The sequence below is a fragment of the Alteromonas sp. DYW1 genome, assembly GCF_059752595.1.
The window spans coordinates 1,092,004-1,109,660 of the sequence record NZ_CM186038.1 but is presented as its reverse complement, the minus strand read 5'-3'; the positions used below and the strand labels follow the sequence as shown (position 1 = coordinate 1,109,660).

Below are 17,657 nucleotides of genomic sequence, written 5' to 3'. Positions count from 1 at the left end.
TTGTCGTTCCAGTCGTAAGTTAAATAGTCGATGCAATTACACTTTTAGCGCGCTCTGCATCTTCAATGATTTGTTCTTTTAAATCTTCAAATGAGTCAAACTTTTGCTCATCACGTAATTTCGCTACAGGGGTTACTCGTATTCTTTGCCCATATAAATTTTCGTTAAACTCGAAAACATGCACTTCCAATTGCGCTCGAGCGCCATTAACTGTCGGTCGATGGCCAATATTAGCAACCCCATAATATACTCGCTCTGACACAGTCACATGCACTGCAAACACCCCAGAGATAGGGGCTTTTAAACGTTTTAACAACACATTCGCCGTTGGGAAACCAATCGTTCGCCCGCGTTTTTCACCATGCACCACTTTACCTGCGATACTAAAAGGCCGGCCTAGCATTGCGGCGGCATTGGTAAAGTTACCACGTTCAAGCGATTCTCTGACCGCCGTTGAACTGACGCGGCAATTTGCCATCAATAGACTCTGCGTATTGACTACAGAAAAACGGTTAGCTTGGCCGGCGCGCTTTAACATTGCAAAATCACCCGCTCGCGCCTTACCAAAACGAAAATCGTCACCGATTACTAAGAATTGAACCCCGAGCTTGGCAACCAGTAATTCTTGCGTAAAGGTTTCTGGCGATTGACTGGCAAACTTCGAATTGAATTTCACGCAAATTAACCGGTCAATACCGAGTTCTCGCAAGGCGATATACTTATCTCGCAAAGTACTCAAGCGCGCGGGTGCCGAATCAGGCATAAACACTTCTTCTGGTTGCGGCTCAAACACCATGACCACTGCCGGCAGATTCCGTTTGCGTGCTTGTGCAATTAATTGTGTCAACACCGCTTGGTGACCCAGATGCACGCCGTCAAATTTGCCAATGGTTAATACACACCCTTTGTGCCGTTCGCGCAAGTTGTGTAAACCGTGCACTAATTCCACGTAATGCCCTCTGTGACTGCTAGTGTAAGCGGAAGTTGAAACAAAGCTCGCGATTATAAACGACCTTGAATTGAATACCAATTATTGCTCAATTTTTATTTGGCCAGAGTGCAAATCATGTGCGCGCTGTAATACGGTAATGCAGCAATGTCAAATCCTGTGGCACTTTAGGATTCGGTTTGCGCTTAACTTCGCTGCGTTTGGCGGAACAGAAGAAGCATTTTCGAATTGACGGGTATAAACTGCAAGCGGCTAGCTTAAGCGCTATTGCGAAGTTGAGAAGGTCGGATCCCGAGAACCAACGCGCTAAGGGCGAAAACGCCGAAAGCCAAAAGGATTAAAATAGCTAATTCAATCACCCGCGTTAATTCAGCCAGTTCTGACCATGTAGGCTGGGGATACCCGATTACGAATCCCGCCATAATCGCCGCGGCGGCAGTAACGCGCAACACAAACCCAACGGTTTGCAGCGTCAATTTAAACACGCCCTGCTGAGCGAGAGCCCAGTATAATAAGCCGGCGTTTAACGTTGCCGACAGACTGGTGGCAATTGCTAAACCAATATAACCATATGGAATCGCTAACAGGACATTGAAAACCATATTAGCAACCATACTCCATATCCCAAATTTCACCGGAGTTTTAGTGTCATGGCGCGAAAAAAAGCCTGGGGCTAATACTTTAACTAACATGAAACTTAATAGCCCAACGGAATAGGCCATTAGGCTCAACGACGCCATATACGCAGTCTCTGCTGTAAATGCCCCGCGTTCAAAAATAACCGTGAGAATGGGTTCTGCAAGTACAAACAAGCCGGTTGCCGCGGGTATTCCAAGTAAACAGACCATCCTAAATGCCCAATCCATATTACTGGCGAATTGACGACTATTCTTACTCACGTGATCGCGCGATAAAGCTGGCAAAATTACGGTTGCAATCGCAATCCCAAATAAGCCTAAAGGAAACTCTAATAATCGGTCAGAGTAATACAGCCAGCTGATCGAACCGGTAACCAAAAAACTTGCAATTAATGTGTCAAACAACAGGTTGATCTGACTCACGCTAACCCCAAAAAGGGCTGGGATCATCAGCCGCCGCACCTTAACGACTCCGGGATCATTCCACCCCCACCGAGGTCTTACCAGAAACCCAGCACGATAAAGAAAGGGCAATTGAAACAATAGCTGCACGATGCCACCAATAAACACCCCCCAAGCCAGGGCAAACGCCGGTTGCGCCAAGTGGGGCGATAAGTACCAAGCACACGCAATGATGCTAATATTCAAGAGGACTGGTGTAAACGCTGCAACAGCGAAACGATTGAGGGTATTCAGTACAGCGCCTGAAACTCCCACCAAAGAGATAAATGCGATGTAAGGAAAGGTTATTTTCAGCATTAACGAAGCCAACTCAAATTTCGCTCCGTCTGGCTGGTTATTTACATAATCAATGAACCACCCTGTACCAAACAGAGCGGCGATAACTGGTGAACCAACAACCCCGACAATTGCAAGCACAAACACGATCGCACCCAATGTTCCGGATACTTGGGCTACGAATTCGCGTTGTCGTGCCAAGGACTCGTTGTGATTGACTTCTGTTAGTACGGGTACAAAAGCCTGAGAAAAAGCGCCTTCAGCAAATAAACGCCGTAAAAAATTAGGAATTTTATTGGCAAAAAAGAAGACATCTGCCGCAGCGCCATCGCCCATCAGCAAAGCAACCACTGCATCACGAATAAGCCCTAATACGCGGGAAATGAGAGTCATTGCGCTAACGACAAGACCGGATTTTAATAATTTTGAAGCCAAGAAGAGCGCCTTGAATACACGCGCAAAGCTAGCGCAGAGTTATTGTTCTAATAATTTTATCGCGAGTTTAACAAAATCAGACGAGGTTAAAATCCCAATTACCCTAAATTCATCATCAACGACTGGCAAACATCCATGCTTGTTATTAAGAAAAAAGCTGGCGACTTGGGTGACATCATTGTCTGCTTTTACGGTATCAAAATCAGTAAGTGCAACCTCCATGATATTGGTATTCGCTTCGCGTTCGGCCAACGCTGCACTGCCATAAGTGGCAACTAAGCCGAAGACTTTGGCAATTAACGCTTTCTGCGTCACGATGCCTATCAACTTATCAGTCTGTGGATCAACGATGGGTAAATGACGAATACCTTTTGCTTTGGTCACGCTATGCGCATGATGCAGTGACGTTTCAGGCGACAAAGAAAATACCGGCGTTGTCATAACATCTGCGACGTAAATCGTCATATTGCCCCCTTCAGTGTGGTAAACATTTTCGCTAATAACCTACCCCAGTTATTAGATTACTCCAACTTAGGCGATCCTGCCATTACTGTATCCGCGAGCATTGGGTAAGATGGTATTAAGCGCAAAAAGAGTTGACTTTACGCGTCGATATAGGCACAATCCGCACCCTTAATTTTTACCTCTTTTTGGGAGTTACACCTTGGCTAACATTAAGTCTGCTAAGAAACGTGCCATTCAGGCCGAAAAGCGTCGCCAGCACAACGCCAGTCGTCGCTCCATGACTCGCACCAGCTTAAAGAAAGTTGTTGCGGCAATTGAAGCTGGCGATAAAGCCGCTGCTCAAACTGCGTTCGTTGCGGCTCAGCCGATTCTAGACCGCATGGCTGCACGTGGTTTGATCCATAAGAATAAAGCAGCGCGTCATAAGAGCCGCCTTGCTGCACAAATTAAAGCGCTTGCTTAATCGCAACCTTATTTTGTTACAAAAAGCGCCTTAGGGCGCTTTTTTTATATCCCGATAATGATTGCATGCCGCTTAGTTCCATTCCTCTCGGTTGCAACCTACATTTACCCTAATAATTAATCGATTAGCCGCGCACTAACAGGGTAATACTTCATCCTATTTAGGACTTCAGTTAGACTAACCCAAATACACTTTATCAAGGATCTTTCATGCTCGTTTCCCTACCGCGTTCGCTCGCCTTTTGCTTTGCATTAACTTTAACCGCTTGCGCTAATCAACCACAACACGCAGGAACTGGTGTATCCCAAGCACCAGAGTTAATCCAAACGGCAACAAGCTCAAACCTTGCCTTTGATATTGTCAAATCATTAACCGTTGAAGTTGGCCCAAGGATCCCTGGCAGTGAAGGTGACAAAAGAGCGGTTGCATGGGCCCAGGCTAAATTTGAGTCCTTAGGCTTCGACCGTATTACCACGCAACCGGTAAGAGTGAGAAATTGGTCTCGCGGTCTTGCCGACGCAAAAGTCGTCGCGCCATTCGAGCAAGCACTGGTAATAACGGCTTTAGGCGGCTCAATCGCTACCCCTGACGGTGGCTTGCAAGCTGAAATGGTCATGGTTGGTTCTTTAGATGAGCTAAAAACACTAACGCCCGACAGTGTGCAAGACAAGATAGTATTTATTAATCATCGGATGGAACGGGATCGCGCTGGACGGGGCTATGGCCCAGTTGTAAGCGGTCGAGTACAAGGCGCGGTGGAGGCTGCAAAACTTGGTGCCAGCGCCGTGTTAATCCGCTCAGTGGGTACTGACAATTCACGCTTTGCCCACACCGGCATCATGCGCTATAGCGATGACGTTGAGAAGATTCCCGCTGGTGCAGTTTCAAACGCAGACGCAGACATCCTTGAAGCCATGGTGAATGGCGGTCATACCGTGTCACTGGATGTTAATCTAAAAGCCAAAGAACTCGGTTGGCAAACCTCTTACAATGTCATTGGCGAGTTTATTGGCAGTGAGAGACCCGATGAAATTGTTCTCATTTCTGCCCATTTAGATTCATGGGACGAGGGTACAGGCGCACTTGATGATGGTGCTGGCGTTGGCATTGTCATGGCCGCAGCCAAGCTAATTAAAGAGGTGGTAGGTCAACCCAAGCGCACGATTCGAGTGGTACTGTATGCGGCTGAAGAAATTGGTCTAGTGGGCGCCTATGAATATACACGACTTGAAAAGGACAACCTGGATAAACTCATCGTCGCGGCTGAAAGTGATTTTGGCGCTGGTCGCATTTATCAAATGGACACCCGTTTCAACTCAGCTGCTTTACCAGCAACAGAACCTCTATACTCCAGTCTGGCTAGTTTGGGTGTAGCTAAAGGCGACAATACTGCAACGGGTGGCCCAGACGTATCAATGCTGCCCAAGTATGGTGTGCCGGTCGTGAATTTACGTCAAGATGGCACCTATTATTTTGATTATCATCACACGCCGAATGATACATTGGATAAAATTAACCCTGTGGATTTGCAACAGAACTTGGCGGTATGGAGCGTGTTTACCCACTTTATGGCAAATACAAACATAGAGCCACGCCCTGCGCCTGAGCTGTAATCTGCGCATTCACGATCGACGGTTAAAGCCAGATACTGGGCTCTTTTTAAGTATCTGGCGTATAACCTAACGCAACCGTTAAATGGTAGAAATTTTAAGGATTAAGCTGTGCTACGTCTTTTATTTTTGGTTCCTCTGGTTTTATGCATTGCATGGACACTCTACTTAAAATCACAGGGGTACACATTGCGCCAAGGTAAACAAGGCTTTAAATATATTTTAGTCTTTTCATCTGCTATCGCAGTGGCCTACACCGCATTATTGTTCATGACTCAAGCGCAATATTAAAAAAGAAATAAAAAAGGCCCAGTGGCAATTGCCTACTGGGCCTTTCTATAGATACTGCTTGCGCTTAACGGATCAGAACTTGTATATCAGCCTCACTGCGCAGCGCGTCAATGAAGGCTTGATAATTCGTTTGGCTAGTGGTGGATAATACGCGTTGCTTTATCGCCTCTGCCAATTCGTTAGTATCCACTTCTGGCGTGTTAACCGCAGTAAGCTTAACTAAGGCGACATTACCATCAGCCTTGGCAACCGTCGTCAGGTTTTGTCCTTCTTGCAAACCTAAAGTAAATGCTTGCTCTACCACGTTCATTCCCGGCGTAGCCATACCTCTTGTCAGATCAGAGAATGTCTCCCATGCCAATTCGCGTTGCGCTAACGTTGTGTCAATCGCCTCACCGCTTTGCAGGGTTGTCATTAACTCATTTGCAAAGGCCAGAGCAGCTTGTTGTGCGCGCTCTTGACGCAAAGTCGCTTCGATACCGTCACGCACTTCAGTCAGTGACTTGGTGCGCTGCGGCTCATGCTCAGCGACCCGGATGACCATGACATGATTTTCATCGATTTCAATAACATCAGAATTAACGCGATCCTCAATTAACTCAGGCGTAAATGCTATCGCTGTCACTTGAGGGTAGTTAACACCAACTGGCGCGCTAGTCGCATTGAATAGTGCGGTTTCTTGAACAGGCATACCTGCAGCACCGGCAACATCCTCTAGAGCGTCAGGAATTTCAAACGCTAACTGCGCCATATCTTGTTGTCGTGCATAAAACAATTCTGTTGCCTTGTCGGTTTGCACAATAGTGCGAATATCTGCAGCAACTTCTTCGAGCGGTGTTACTTGTTCAGGCTTGATATCGGTTAGTTTGATGATGTGAAAGCCAAATTCACTTTGCACTACATCCGTTGTATCGCCGACTTGTGCCAAGGCAAAAGCCGCTTGTTCAAATGCAGGATCCATAATATCGCGACCAAAAAAGTCAAGGTCACCACCATTTTCGGCACTAAACGTGTCATCTGACTCAGCTTTAGCTAATTCTGCAAAATCTTCACCAGCCTTAATGCGAGCAACTAATGCTTCCGCCTTGGCTTGAGCCGCAGCTTCATCATCACCAAACTCAAGCAGGATGTGCGAAACTCTGCGTTCTTCTTCAGTCATGTAAGAGCGCTTATTTAGTGTGTAATATTCAGCAATCTCATCATCTGAAACAGTCACATCGTCGAGTAAATCATCGACTCTTAACTCGACGTAGCGCAATGCAACACGTTCCTGAGTGTCATAGCGTTCCACGTTTGCCTCATAGTAGCCCTGAATATCCTGTTCAGTGATCTCGATATCATCAGCAAATGGGGTTGCCGCGATATTAATCACATCAATATCACGCTGCTGACTTTGCAAATTATTTAAGCGTTGCGCTTCTGCATCTAAAACAAATTCACTGCCTGCAAGGGCCCGAGCAAGCTGGTCCCGGGTCATTTCAGCACGCATATAATCGCGGAAGGTATTGGCTTTAAAACCGGCCTGTTGAATGATTGCCTGATAACGCTCGTTATTAAACTGTCCACCCACTTGAAACTCAGGCATTGCTAATAGTGTTTCTCGGATCTGTTGATCACTCACGCGCAAGCCAAGTTCCTGGGCTTTTTGCTCAACCAACTGCTCGCCAATCAAACGTTCTAACACGCCAAGACGGAACTCCTGCAGATACTCAGGGTTTGCAAATAATGCTGCAACACCTTCACCAAATTGGCTTTCAATTCTCGCACGTTCGTTTTGGTAGGCCCGTTCTAAGGTGTTTTGCTGGATCTCAACACCGTTGACTTTGGCCACGGCTGTCTCTGTCGAGCCGGTCAAATAACTCCCCACCCCAGCAAATACGAAACTTAAAACGATCAGGGCTATGATAACCATCGCCCAAGGCCCCTGAGCCCCTTCTCTTATTTTTTCTAACATGGCTTAGCAACTCTCCATAACACCATTAGCTTTGAATTTTTTAGCGCAAAGCTCTTTTCATTTTAGGGCGCGAATTATACCGCATTGAGAAAATATCTCGACTGCTTATTTCGTCGAGTTTTAGCTGGTTTAGCGAAAAAAAAGGTTAAATAGGCCAAATCTAAAATTTAATCTATTCCTTAAGCTATTTATTCGGTCGTGGCGCTCGAAGAATTTGCCGAATTTGTCTTCTTGGGGTGGATACCAAACTTTAGCAATATATTGTGAAACGCTGAAACATTGGTGAGATACAACACATGGGTATAACCGTTTTGCATAGCGACTAATTTTTCATACATTTCGATGTTAATTTTCGACAGCTGTGCTAATCGCTTAGCAGTTAAGGGCGTATCGGCTGAGGTACAACGAATTGCACTGATGTGTGTTACACATACTTGGGCTAATTTATCTGCCACAAATTTGCTGAGTTGATGTCTTACTTTGCCAAATAAATAATCCCCCAAATCAATAAAGATAATCCGCTTATCTTTAATTTTTATCGCATGTACCACATGCACATCGCGAAGATTGGTCTTGAGCATTTTTTCAAGCAGCTCCGAACGTGGTGTAGGAGCCTCTTTATCGGCAAAAAAACCATGCAATGGAACTTTGTTCAACGTTGCATTGAATGGCTTTAAATCATAACAATTTTGCTTGTGGTAAACAGTCTTAAGACGATCGATAGCAAATCGATTGTTAGTAATCAGAATTGAAGCACAAGGCATATTGCGAATACATAACTCCCATAAGAATCGATGCGTATGTGATTGTTTGATGGCCAGGTTACGTTGGGAGAAATATTCCGCGTTATTGCGAAATAGCCGATGCAAGCGCCCGCCTTCTTGTTTAGCCGTATTCTCATCCAAACATAAACGTAATATACCGCTGTCTGGCTCGTAAACTACGACTCGGTACTTCTGATTGGTTAATTGTAAATCATTGACCGAAACCTTAACTTCATCCCCAATCTCTGCATTCCCAGGCTGCAATACTGTCAGCTTTAAACCATTTTCAGATAAGTCATCTAATGTCGCTTTTAGCTGCGAGAAAAAACCGAGTTTGATTGTGGCCGGCTTATTCATTGCGTAACGAGGTTGCGATCGTCTATCCGCACCTGATTCCATTACAATGTCACAATGAGTAGGACGCTCTTGATTGATTATGGATTTGGGAAAGGGCTTAAACGGTTCTGGCTCGGCAACTTCTAACTCACCTATCCATTCAGTAACATCTTTACAATATAGAATATGACTGACTTGCGTTAATTCAGGGTAATCGTTTGCGGTCAAATCATGAATAGAAAACGCTTGCTGCTTGTGAGTTTCTTCTATTTCACTTAATCGACACTGTAATATTTTAAACTCTTCAATTTGTTCAGCTTGTTCAACGAATTGCTTTATCATGTTATGCGTTGCCAATTCGCGATGGGTAACAAACACTACCACAGAGCCTGCTTTCGTCTTGAAACGCCCTTTTAGTAAAAAGGTTTCGTCAAAGCGCTGTAATTCCTTGATTAAGCGTTGCAAAATTGTCTTACCGGGTAAATCCTCGCTAGCACTAAAATCCTGATTGTATTCACTGTTTTTTGGTGTCACCAATTGATATACGGTTGAGTAGATATCTTTCACCGAGCGCAGAAAAACTGGGATCCAAGGGCTATGTGCAAAGATCCGGTCTCGCTCTAAATCCTGCATCGACCGCTCTACTTCCAAATCAAACTGCAGCGGAAACTGATGCACAGCTCCCTGAATATACTCACGCAGGCGCTGTTTTAATTTCTGGGGGACCGGATCTACCAACTTAAAACGAGACTCAAATACCGATAGTTGCTTATTAAAATGACTCTCTAGCAGCTCATACTTAAGCTTCGTTGTCTTTGGAGTAAACCCCGTGACTTGAGGAAATGTAAACTCTAAAATCGACTCCTCTGTATCAATTTGCGGAGCACGCTTTGTTTCCACCACCATTTCAGTAAACGACAATGATGCCAAGGGACAATGCTTGCCCTTTTCAAATTCGGTACAAGTGACGGTAAAGTTAGGTCTAATTGCTAAATCTTCAGCAAAATCAATATCCTCAAAAGACTGTGATTCAGTACTAAAACTATCGGCAATTTTGCTTAATTGTTCCTGACGAACCTTGGCCTGATAATGCTCTGAGTTCATTACTGACTCAAACACACCCACCGTATACCGATCGAGATACTTCGCAGTTTCCTTCTCTAAAATATCCTTACCGACCTTATCCAAGCGCATGGGGATACCAAAATGCTTGAACTTCATAACCGGAAAGTTAGCAAATTCTGAGTTATCTGCAGACGCATCTGTCAGAGAAGTCAATCGTATGACTTCATTTTTGATGATATTGCGAACACGACTGTTTAAACGGCCAGAAAACTTGTTCAGCCCTTCCAATAACCGGTTCTCTTGTTGCAACGGAATCAGTTTATCGATAAGCGCTTTATACTGTTTAATTACCAGTGCTTCGTCGCTAATTTGCTGGGGTTTATTATCTGCAGAATTCGGCATCCATGATTACCCTAGAGACCACATTGAGCAAAACTAAAGCACATAGCATTGCACATTCAGTTCGTCAAAGACATAAAAAAACCCCTGACAAGGTCAGAGGTTTTTCATACTAATCATGATGATTATATCAAATTAGTTACAAGCGTCTTTAAGTGCTTTACCAGCTTTGAAAGAAGGAACTTTCGCTGCTGCAATTTGAATTGTTTGGCCAGTTTGTGGGTTACGGCCGCTACGCGCTGCACGCTCGCGAACTGAGAAAGTACCAAAACCAACAAGTGCTACTTGATCACCATCTTTAAGAGCTGCAGTAACTGCGTCAGTGAAAGCGTCTAGAGCACGTCCAGCTGCTGCTTTAGAAATATCTGCGCTTGCAGCGATGGTATCAATGAGTTGAGACTTGTTCACAATAAGATCCCCTTCGGTTGTTATTATTTGTGTGGCAAAACCGTTTTTTGCCAAGTGGTTATAGCAAGCTTGAATAATAACATCAAGCGTCCATTTACAATTTATTAACTTCTAGTGAATCGCTGCCACCCCTTTGGTGGCAAAGGCTTGAAGCGAATACCCATTAAAGGTATCACAACTATTTCCAGTTTGAAGCCATAATCGTTAAAAAAGTGAAAAAAAAAGCGATTATTTGTTCATTTTTTAACCTGCCGCGCAAGTTTTTGCGCTCAAACCCACGCACTGCCTGCTTTTTCGCCGACAGTGGAGGCTTCAACTCTTATGCTTTTTCGACTTTAAATGATTCAACCGGATGCTCTAATGCCAAATCCAGCACCTCATCAATCCACTTGACTGGGTGAATAGATAAGTCCTTTTTCACATTCTCTGGGATCTCTTCTAAATCCCGTTCATTCTCATGCGGAATAATCACCGTTTTTATTCCACCACGATGCGCTGCAAGCAACTTTTCTTTTAAGCCACCGATAGCCAACACTTCGCCGCGCAGTGTGATTTCACCCGTCATAGCGACATCACACTTCACTGGATTACCGGTTAAACAAGACACTAACGCGGTGCACATACCGATACCTGCACTTGGTCCATCCTTCGGCGTAGCGCCCTCGGGCACATGCACATGAATATCTCGCTTTTCATGGAAGTCACTATTAATGCGCAATTTTTCAGCTCGACTGCGGACAACCGTCATTGCGGTTTTAATCGACTCTTGCATCACGTCACCTAATGATCCGGTGAACGTCATCTTGCCTTTACCCACTACCGCTGTCGTTTCAATCGTGAGTAAGTCACCGCCCACCTGTGTCCACGCGAGTCCTGTCACCTGACCGACTTGATTTTGTTTATCCGCTTTGCCGTAATCAAAACGTTGTACGCCCAAATAGTCCTTCAAGTTGTCTTGAGTCACAACAACCTTTTCAGCTTTTGGCGTTAACAATATGTGCTTAACCGCTTTGCGACAAACTTTGGAAATCTCACGCTCCAGACTTCGCACGCCGGCCTCACGGGTGTAATACCGGATCATACCTAAAACTGCAGAATCTGTGATCTCGAGTTCATCTTCTTTAAGTCCATTGCGCTCGATTTGTTTAGAAATCAAATGTCGCTGGGCAATGTTAAGCTTTTCATCCTCGGTATAGCCGGATAAACGGATGACTTCCATCCGATCCAACAATGGCCCCGGAATATTCATACTATTAGACGTTGCGACGAACATAACGTCAGACAAGTCATAATCAACTTCTAAATAATGATCGCTGAAGGTACTATTCTGCTCAGGATCGAGCACCTCGAGAAGCGCAGAAGAGGGATCACCGCGCATATCCGACGACATTTTGTCGATTTCATCGAGTAAAAACAGCGGATTCTTCACTCCAACCTTGGACATCTTCTGGATCAATTTGCCCGGCATCGAACCAATATAGGTTCGACGGTGGCCTCGGATCTCAGCCTCGTCACGAACGCCGCCTAACGCCATCCGCACATACTTACGCCCCGTTGCTTTGGCAATCGATTGGCCGAGTGACGTTTTACCTACGCCCGGCGGCCCTACTAAGCAAAGGATTGGCCCTTTTAGCTTCTTCACGCGCTGTTGAACAGCTAAATATTCAATGATGCGCTCTTTCACCTTCTCTAGACCATAATGGTCAGCATCAAGGATTTTTTCAGCTTTTGCTAAGTCTTTCTTCACTGCCGAGCGTTTATGCCATGGAACCCCTGTGAGCCAATCAATATAACTTCTGACTACTGTTGCTTCAGCCGACATTGGTGACATCATCTTGAGTTTCTTAAGCTCTGCGGAAGCCTTATCTTTCGCCTCTTCTGGCATTTTGGCTTCATCAATCTTTTTGCTTAGAGCGTCAAATTCATCAGGCGCCTCATCCATTTCGCCGAGTTCTTTTTGAATCGCTTTCATTTGCTCATTCAAATAATACTCGCGCTGGCTTTTTTCCATTTGCTTTTTGACCCGCGTGCGAATTTTTTTCTCCACTTGGAGCACGTCTATTTCGCCTTCCATCAGTGCCATTAAGTATTCAACCCGCTCGTTGACACTGGCCATCTCGAGAACTTTTTGTTTCTCGGCCAATTTCAATGGCATATGTGCAGCCATGGTATCCGCAAGACGAGCAGCGTCTTCAATACCATTTAACGAGGTCAGAACTTCTGGTGGTATCTTTTTGTTGAGTTTTACATAGCCTTCAAATTGGGAAACTGCCGAGCGTGTCAGTACGTCTTGTTCACTATCGCTAATAGGCTCATCTTGGATACGTTCAACATTGGCAGCAAAATACGGCTCAGTCTGAGCTAGGCCGTCAACCTTACCGCGCACATTACCCTCAACCAAAACCTTTACTGTGCCGTCAGGCAGCTTTAACAGCTGTAAAATCGTAGCGATAGTGCCAACATGATAAATGTCATCTTGCTGCGGTTCGTCAACGCCTGCATCTTTCTGGGCAACTAAAAATATTTGTTTGTTATTAGCCATAGCCGCATCTAGGCAGCGGATCGACTTTTCCCGTCCGACAAACAAAGGGATAACCATATGCGGATAAACGACAACATCTCGTAACGCCAGTACGGGCATTTCCACACGTTGTGATTGGTCTTTAGACATGCTTTCTCTCTTAAACTACTTATCGGTCTTATATGGGGTTAGGGTCAGAAAGTTCAATCACTGTATCAAGATTCCCATCACAATGGATATAAAAAAAGGCTCTTAGATGAGCCTTTTTTCGATTTCTATTCAGATGCCGCCTTCTTATCCTGTGAATCGTAAATCAAGATAGGCTTTGATTCTCCGCGGATAACTGATTCATCAATAACCACTTTACTTACGTTTTCCATTGAAGGTAACTCATACATGGTATCTAACAACACGGCCTCAACGATTGAGCGCAATCCACGCGCTCCGGTTTTACGTTGCATGGCTTTTTGCGCAATCGCTTGTAGCGCGTCATCACGAAACTCAAGCTCAGTATCTTCAATCGCAAACAATGCAGCATACTGCTTTGTAATCGCATTTTTAGGTTCACGTAAAATTTGAATTAAAGCGTCTTCATTGAGTTCTTCCAGACTCGTTACGACCGGCAAACGCCCGATAAACTCTGGGATAAGACCATATTTAACCAAATCTTCGGGTTCGACTTGACGGAATAACTCGGTTAGTAACTTCTTATTCTGTGAATCTTTGACTTTAGCACCAAACCCGATACCGGTGCCCGTGTGTGCGCGTTGCTCAATAACTTTATCTAAGCCAGCAAAAGCACCACCACAAATAAATAAGATTTTTGAAGTGTCAACCTGTAAAAACTCTTGTTGCGGGTGCTTACGACCGCCCTGCGGCGGAACTGAAGCGATTGTTCCTTCGATCAATTTAAGCAACGCTTGTTGCACACCCTCACCAGACACATCACGGGTAATCGACGGATTATCCGACTTGCGTGAAATCTTATCGATTTCATCGATATAGACGATGCCACGTTGGGCTTTTTCTACATCATAATCACACTTTTGCAAAAGCTTCTGAATGATATTCTCAACATCTTCACCAACGTAACCTGCTTCCGTTAGCGTGGTTGCATCAGCCATAGTAAATGGAACATCCAATAATCGCGCAAGCGTCTCTGCTAACAGCGTTTTGCCGCTACCCGTTGGCCCGATAAGCAAAATATTACTTTTACCTAACTCTACGCCGTCGTGCACATCACCATTACGCAAGCGCTTGTAGTGATTGTACACTGCGACTGCAAGGACCTTCTTGGCATGCTCTTGACCGATCACATAATCATCTAGGTGGGCGTGGATTTCATGCGGCTTAGGCAAGGAATCCTGTTGCTGCTTGGGAGCAATTTCTTTGATTTCTTCACGAATGATGTCATTGCATAACTCAACACATTCATCACATATGAACACTGAGGGACCCGCAATCAGCTTGCGCACTTCATGTTGGCTTTTCCCACAGAATGAGCAGTACAGTAATTTATTATCACCATCACCGTTTTGCTTGTCTGTCATGTATCGATTGCCTCTACTTGTTTCATTAAGCAGCGTACTGCTGTTAATTAGTCTAGTCGATTATGCTTTTAATGCATCTGCGCGATTAGACAATACTTTGTCAATTAAACCATATTCCTGAGCTTCCGTCGCACTCAAAAAGTTATCACGGTCGGTATCTTGTGCCACTTTTTCATACGGCTGACCGGTATGCCCTGCCATCAAGCGGTTTAACTTCTCTTTAATAGACAGAATTTCTCTCGCATGAATTTCAAAATCCGATGCTTGCCCTTGAAAGCCGCCCAAAGGTTGATGGATCATCACCCGAGAGTTTGGCAAACAGTAGCGCTTACCTTTAGCCCCGCCCGATAATAAGAAAGCGCCCATACTAGCGGCTTGACCAACACAGACTGTACTGACATCCGGCTTAATGAAATTCATGGTGTCATAGATAGCCATACCCGCAGTGACTGAACCACCAGGAGAATTGATATATAAGAATATGTCTTTTTCCGGATTCTCCGCTTCAAGGAATAACATTTGTGCCACAATCAAATTCGCCATATGGTCTTCAACTTGACCAACCAAAAAGATGACATTCTCTTTTAATAAGCGGGAATAAATATCATAGGAGCGTTCCCCTTTGGAGGTTTGCTCAACAACCATTGGAACCAACGCATTGGCGGGGTCAAAAACATTCTGCATGAGAAAATGGCCTTTTTAAAAACTAGATAAAAAAAATGCTCGGTGATTACCGAGCATTTAATCAGTTGCAGACTATAAAAGTCAATCACAGCCAGTGCAGATTACGCCTGTTTGTTCATGATCTCATCAAAGTCTTTCTTAACTTCTTTAGTCTTGGCGTTATCAGCAATCCATTCAATGGCTTGCTCTTCAAGCGCAACATTCTGCATTTGCTGCATCAACTCGTCGTTAGACTTGTAATACTCAATAACTTCAGTTGGATCTTCATACGCAGAAGCCATTGATTCGATCAAGCTATCTACACGAGCGCTATCTACTTGCAACTCTTGCTTCTTGATAATTTCACCTAACAGTAGGCCAACCGAAACACGGCGTTTCGCGTTATCCATAAATAAGTCAGCCGGTAGCTCAGGCAAATTCTGCCCTTGACCTTGCTGTTGGAAACGCTGTTTAGCTTGCTCACGCAGTGCATTAACTTCTTGGTCAACTAGCGCTTGTGGTAGATCAAGCTCATTTTTTTCAAGCAACGCAGCAATCACATTTTCTTTCAATTGCGATTTCAACGTTTGATCCAATTCACGCTGCATGTTTTTCTTAACTTCTTCGCGCAACGCATCAACACCACCTTCTTCAACGCCGAATAACTTAGCAAATTCGTCATCGACTTTTGGCAATGCCTGACCTTCAACTTTCTTCACTGTAATGGCAAAACTAGCCGCTTTGCCTTTCAACGCTTCAGCATGATAATCTTCAGGGAATGTTACTTCAGTGACAACTTCTTCACCTTTTTTCGCGCCGACCAAGTCTTTCTCAAAACCTGGGATCATGCGATTTTTACCCAGCTCTAGGGTAAAGTCTTCGGCTTTACCACCAGCAAATTCTTCGCCATCGATAGTGCCAACGAAATCGATTACAACACGGTCATCTTTCTTCGCTTTACGCTTAACTTCTTTCCACTCTGCGTGTTGTTTCTGCAAAGTCACCATCATGTTGTCCAAATCTTTTTCAGAGATTTCCACAACCGGCTTTTCTATTTTCAGTTTATCAACGTCTTTAACTTCAATTTCAGGATAGACTTCAAACGACGCTACAAACTCAAAATCTTCGCCATCTTTGTCGTTCTTTAATTCAAATGAAGGGTAACCCGCTGGCGTGATTTTTTCTTGCACGATGGCTTCATAAAAATTGCGTTGCATAACATCACCCGCAACTTCCTGACGTACGGCAGTACCATAACGTTTCTTCAATACAGAAACTGGCACCTTGCCTGGACGAAAACCATTAATACGCTGTGTTTTAGCCAACTGCTGTAGGCGTGATTTAACTGCACTGTCAATCGCATCAGCAGGAACAGTGATAGTAAGACGGCGTTGTAAACCTTCAGTCGTCTCAACAGAAACTTGCATTGTAATACCTCAACTTTGCGCCGGATGACGCGCTTACAAATCAGATGTTTTAAAACAGCCTATGCCGCCCTAACACCTTTTCTTATGTGGCGCTTTGTTTGGCGTCGGTTAAAAAAAGACGCGGTAGTATACAGGCTGGTTTTTTCAGAGTCGAGATGTAAAAGCCATTTTCATCAGTTATGCTGACAATAATGACGTAAATTTCTGAGTTTTCGTTTAATTCAGTTATGAGGACTTATGCAAAACACCATTAGTTGGCAAGATTTTGCCAAAGTTGAACTGCGCGCTGGTACGATTGTCGCGGTGGAGGAATTCCCTGAAGCCATAAAACCAGCGTATAAACTAACGATCGACTTCGGGGACGAAATTGGTCACAAACGATCAAGCGCTCAAATCACCGCACATTACCTGCCTGATGACTTGATTGGTAAGCAAATACTCGCTGTGGTTAACTTTCCTCCGAAACAAATCGGCCCTTTCATGTCCGAGTGTTTAGTGACTGGATTTTTTGATCATCGAGAGCAAGTCGTATTGCTGAGTCCAGATATGCCCATCCCGAATGGTGCGAAGTTGATTTAACCATCTTAAGTTTCAATGAACGCTGTAGTTCGCGATATAGGGTGTGAGTATTCTCTACTGATTCTGCTTTTGCATGCAGCCAATAGCCCTAAATAAACGCGAGGTGGATAGCAAATAGTGGATAAAAAGAGTGGTCGGTGAGATAGGATTCGAACCTACGACCCCTTGGACCCAAACCAAGTGCGCTACCAAGCTGCGCCACTCACCGACAATGTACAAATAGATGGTGCGGAAGGAGAGACTTGAACTCTCACGCCGTGAAGCACTGGAACCTAAATCCAGCGTGTCTACCAATTCCACCACTTCCGCAAAAATGGGGTGGACGATGGGATTTGAACCCACGACAACCGGAATCACAATCCGGGGCTCTACCAACTGAGCTACGCCCACCATAATGATTTG

Annotated in this window: 14 protein-coding genes and 3 tRNA genes; 4 read left to right on the top strand and 13 right to left on the bottom strand. The window is 44.7% G+C overall.

The annotated features are described in order from the left end of the window. Positions 1-19 precede the first annotated feature (19 nt). The 3 genes from ribF to AC121Z_RS04920 all read right to left on the bottom strand — a co-directional run bounded on the left by ribF (position 20) and on the right by AC121Z_RS04920 (position 3,225). Positions 20-949: a bifunctional riboflavin kinase/FAD synthetase gene (gene ribF / locus AC121Z_RS04930; protein WP_498127175.1), complete on the bottom strand. Its 930-nt coding sequence runs from the start codon at positions 947-949 to the stop codon at positions 20-22. A gap of 257 nt (positions 950-1,206) precedes the next feature. Beyond that, positions 1,207-2,760 carry a murein biosynthesis integral membrane protein MurJ gene (gene murJ / locus AC121Z_RS04925; RefSeq protein ID WP_498127173.1) on the bottom strand — a complete coding sequence of 518 codons (1,554 nt, stop codon included), beginning with the start codon at positions 2,758-2,760 and terminating at the stop codon, positions 1,207-1,209. 39 nt (positions 2,761-2,799) lie between these two features. Further along, a complete protein-coding gene (locus tag AC121Z_RS04920) occupies positions 2,800-3,225 on the bottom strand; it encodes a CBS domain-containing protein (RefSeq protein ID WP_498127171.1) in 426 nt (141 codons plus the stop codon). A gap of 199 nt (positions 3,226-3,424) precedes the next feature. On the opposite strand from AC121Z_RS04920, the gene rpsT reads away from it, so the two are divergent. From rpsT to AC121Z_RS04905, 3 genes are all read left to right on the top strand, one after another. Further along, a complete protein-coding gene (rpsT, locus tag AC121Z_RS04915; protein ID WP_100643291.1) occupies positions 3,425-3,688 on the top strand; it encodes a 30S ribosomal protein S20 in 264 nt (87 codons plus the stop codon). A 209-nt stretch (positions 3,689-3,897) separates the two neighbouring features. Beyond that, positions 3,898-5,301, top strand: a complete 1,404-nt coding sequence (locus AC121Z_RS04910; protein ID WP_498127170.1) for a M20/M25/M40 family metallo-hydrolase — start codon at positions 3,898-3,900, stop codon at positions 5,299-5,301. A gap of 108 nt (positions 5,302-5,409) precedes the next feature. Then, complete coding sequence (locus tag AC121Z_RS04905; protein ID WP_498127168.1) at positions 5,410-5,589, top strand: hypothetical protein; 180 nt, start codon at positions 5,410-5,412, stop codon at positions 5,587-5,589. 64 nt (positions 5,590-5,653) lie between these two features. Here AC121Z_RS04905 and AC121Z_RS04900 read toward each other — a convergent pair whose 3' ends face one another. From AC121Z_RS04900 to tig, 7 genes are all read right to left on the bottom strand, one after another. Continuing rightward, positions 5,654-7,543 carry a SurA N-terminal domain-containing protein gene (locus tag AC121Z_RS04900; RefSeq protein ID WP_498127166.1) on the bottom strand — a complete coding sequence of 630 codons (1,890 nt, stop codon included), beginning with the start codon at positions 7,541-7,543 and terminating at the stop codon, positions 5,654-5,656. A gap of 188 nt (positions 7,544-7,731) precedes the next feature. Then, entirely contained in the window at positions 7,732-10,110 is a 2,379-nt protein-coding gene (locus AC121Z_RS04895; protein WP_498127164.1) for a PilZ domain-containing protein, read from the bottom strand. 132 nt (positions 10,111-10,242) lie between these two features. After that, positions 10,243-10,515 (bottom strand): nucleoid-associated protein HU-beta, encoded by a 273-nt coding sequence (gene hupB, locus AC121Z_RS04890; RefSeq protein WP_100643286.1) that lies wholly within the window; start codon positions 10,513-10,515, stop codon positions 10,243-10,245. Between the two features lie 319 nt (positions 10,516-10,834). After that, entirely contained in the window at positions 10,835-13,186 is a 2,352-nt protein-coding gene (gene lon, locus AC121Z_RS04885) for an endopeptidase La (RefSeq protein WP_498127162.1), read from the bottom strand. A 125-nt stretch (positions 13,187-13,311) separates the two neighbouring features. Then, a complete protein-coding gene (clpX, locus tag AC121Z_RS04880; RefSeq protein WP_498127160.1) occupies positions 13,312-14,586 on the bottom strand; it encodes an ATP-dependent protease ATP-binding subunit ClpX in 1,275 nt (424 codons plus the stop codon). A 60-nt stretch (positions 14,587-14,646) separates the two neighbouring features. Continuing rightward, positions 14,647-15,270, bottom strand: coding sequence for an ATP-dependent Clp endopeptidase proteolytic subunit ClpP (gene clpP, locus AC121Z_RS04875; protein WP_498127159.1), 624 nt, complete (start codon positions 15,268-15,270; stop codon positions 14,647-14,649). Positions 15,271-15,371: 101 nt separating this feature from the next. Beyond that, complete coding sequence (gene tig, locus AC121Z_RS04870; protein ID WP_498127157.1) at positions 15,372-16,676, bottom strand: trigger factor; 1,305 nt, start codon at positions 16,674-16,676, stop codon at positions 15,372-15,374. 237 nt (positions 16,677-16,913) lie between these two features. On the opposite strand from tig, the gene AC121Z_RS04865 reads away from it, so the two are divergent. Further along, positions 16,914-17,255 (top strand): tRNA-binding protein, encoded by a 342-nt coding sequence (locus AC121Z_RS04865; protein WP_498127156.1) that lies wholly within the window; start codon positions 16,914-16,916, stop codon positions 17,253-17,255. Positions 17,256-17,386: 131 nt separating this feature from the next. Here AC121Z_RS04865 and AC121Z_RS04860 read toward each other — a convergent pair. The 3 genes from AC121Z_RS04860 to AC121Z_RS04850 all read right to left on the bottom strand — a co-directional run bounded on the left by AC121Z_RS04860 (position 17,387) and on the right by AC121Z_RS04850 (position 17,645). Further along, a tRNA-Pro gene (locus AC121Z_RS04860) sits at positions 17,387-17,463 on the bottom strand. A 16-nt stretch (positions 17,464-17,479) separates the two neighbouring features. Beyond that, a tRNA-Leu gene (locus AC121Z_RS04855) sits at positions 17,480-17,564 on the bottom strand. Positions 17,565-17,569: 5 nt separating this feature from the next. After that, positions 17,570-17,645: transfer RNA gene (locus AC121Z_RS04850), tRNA-His, on the bottom strand. Between the last annotated feature and the right edge of the window lie 12 nt (positions 17,646-17,657).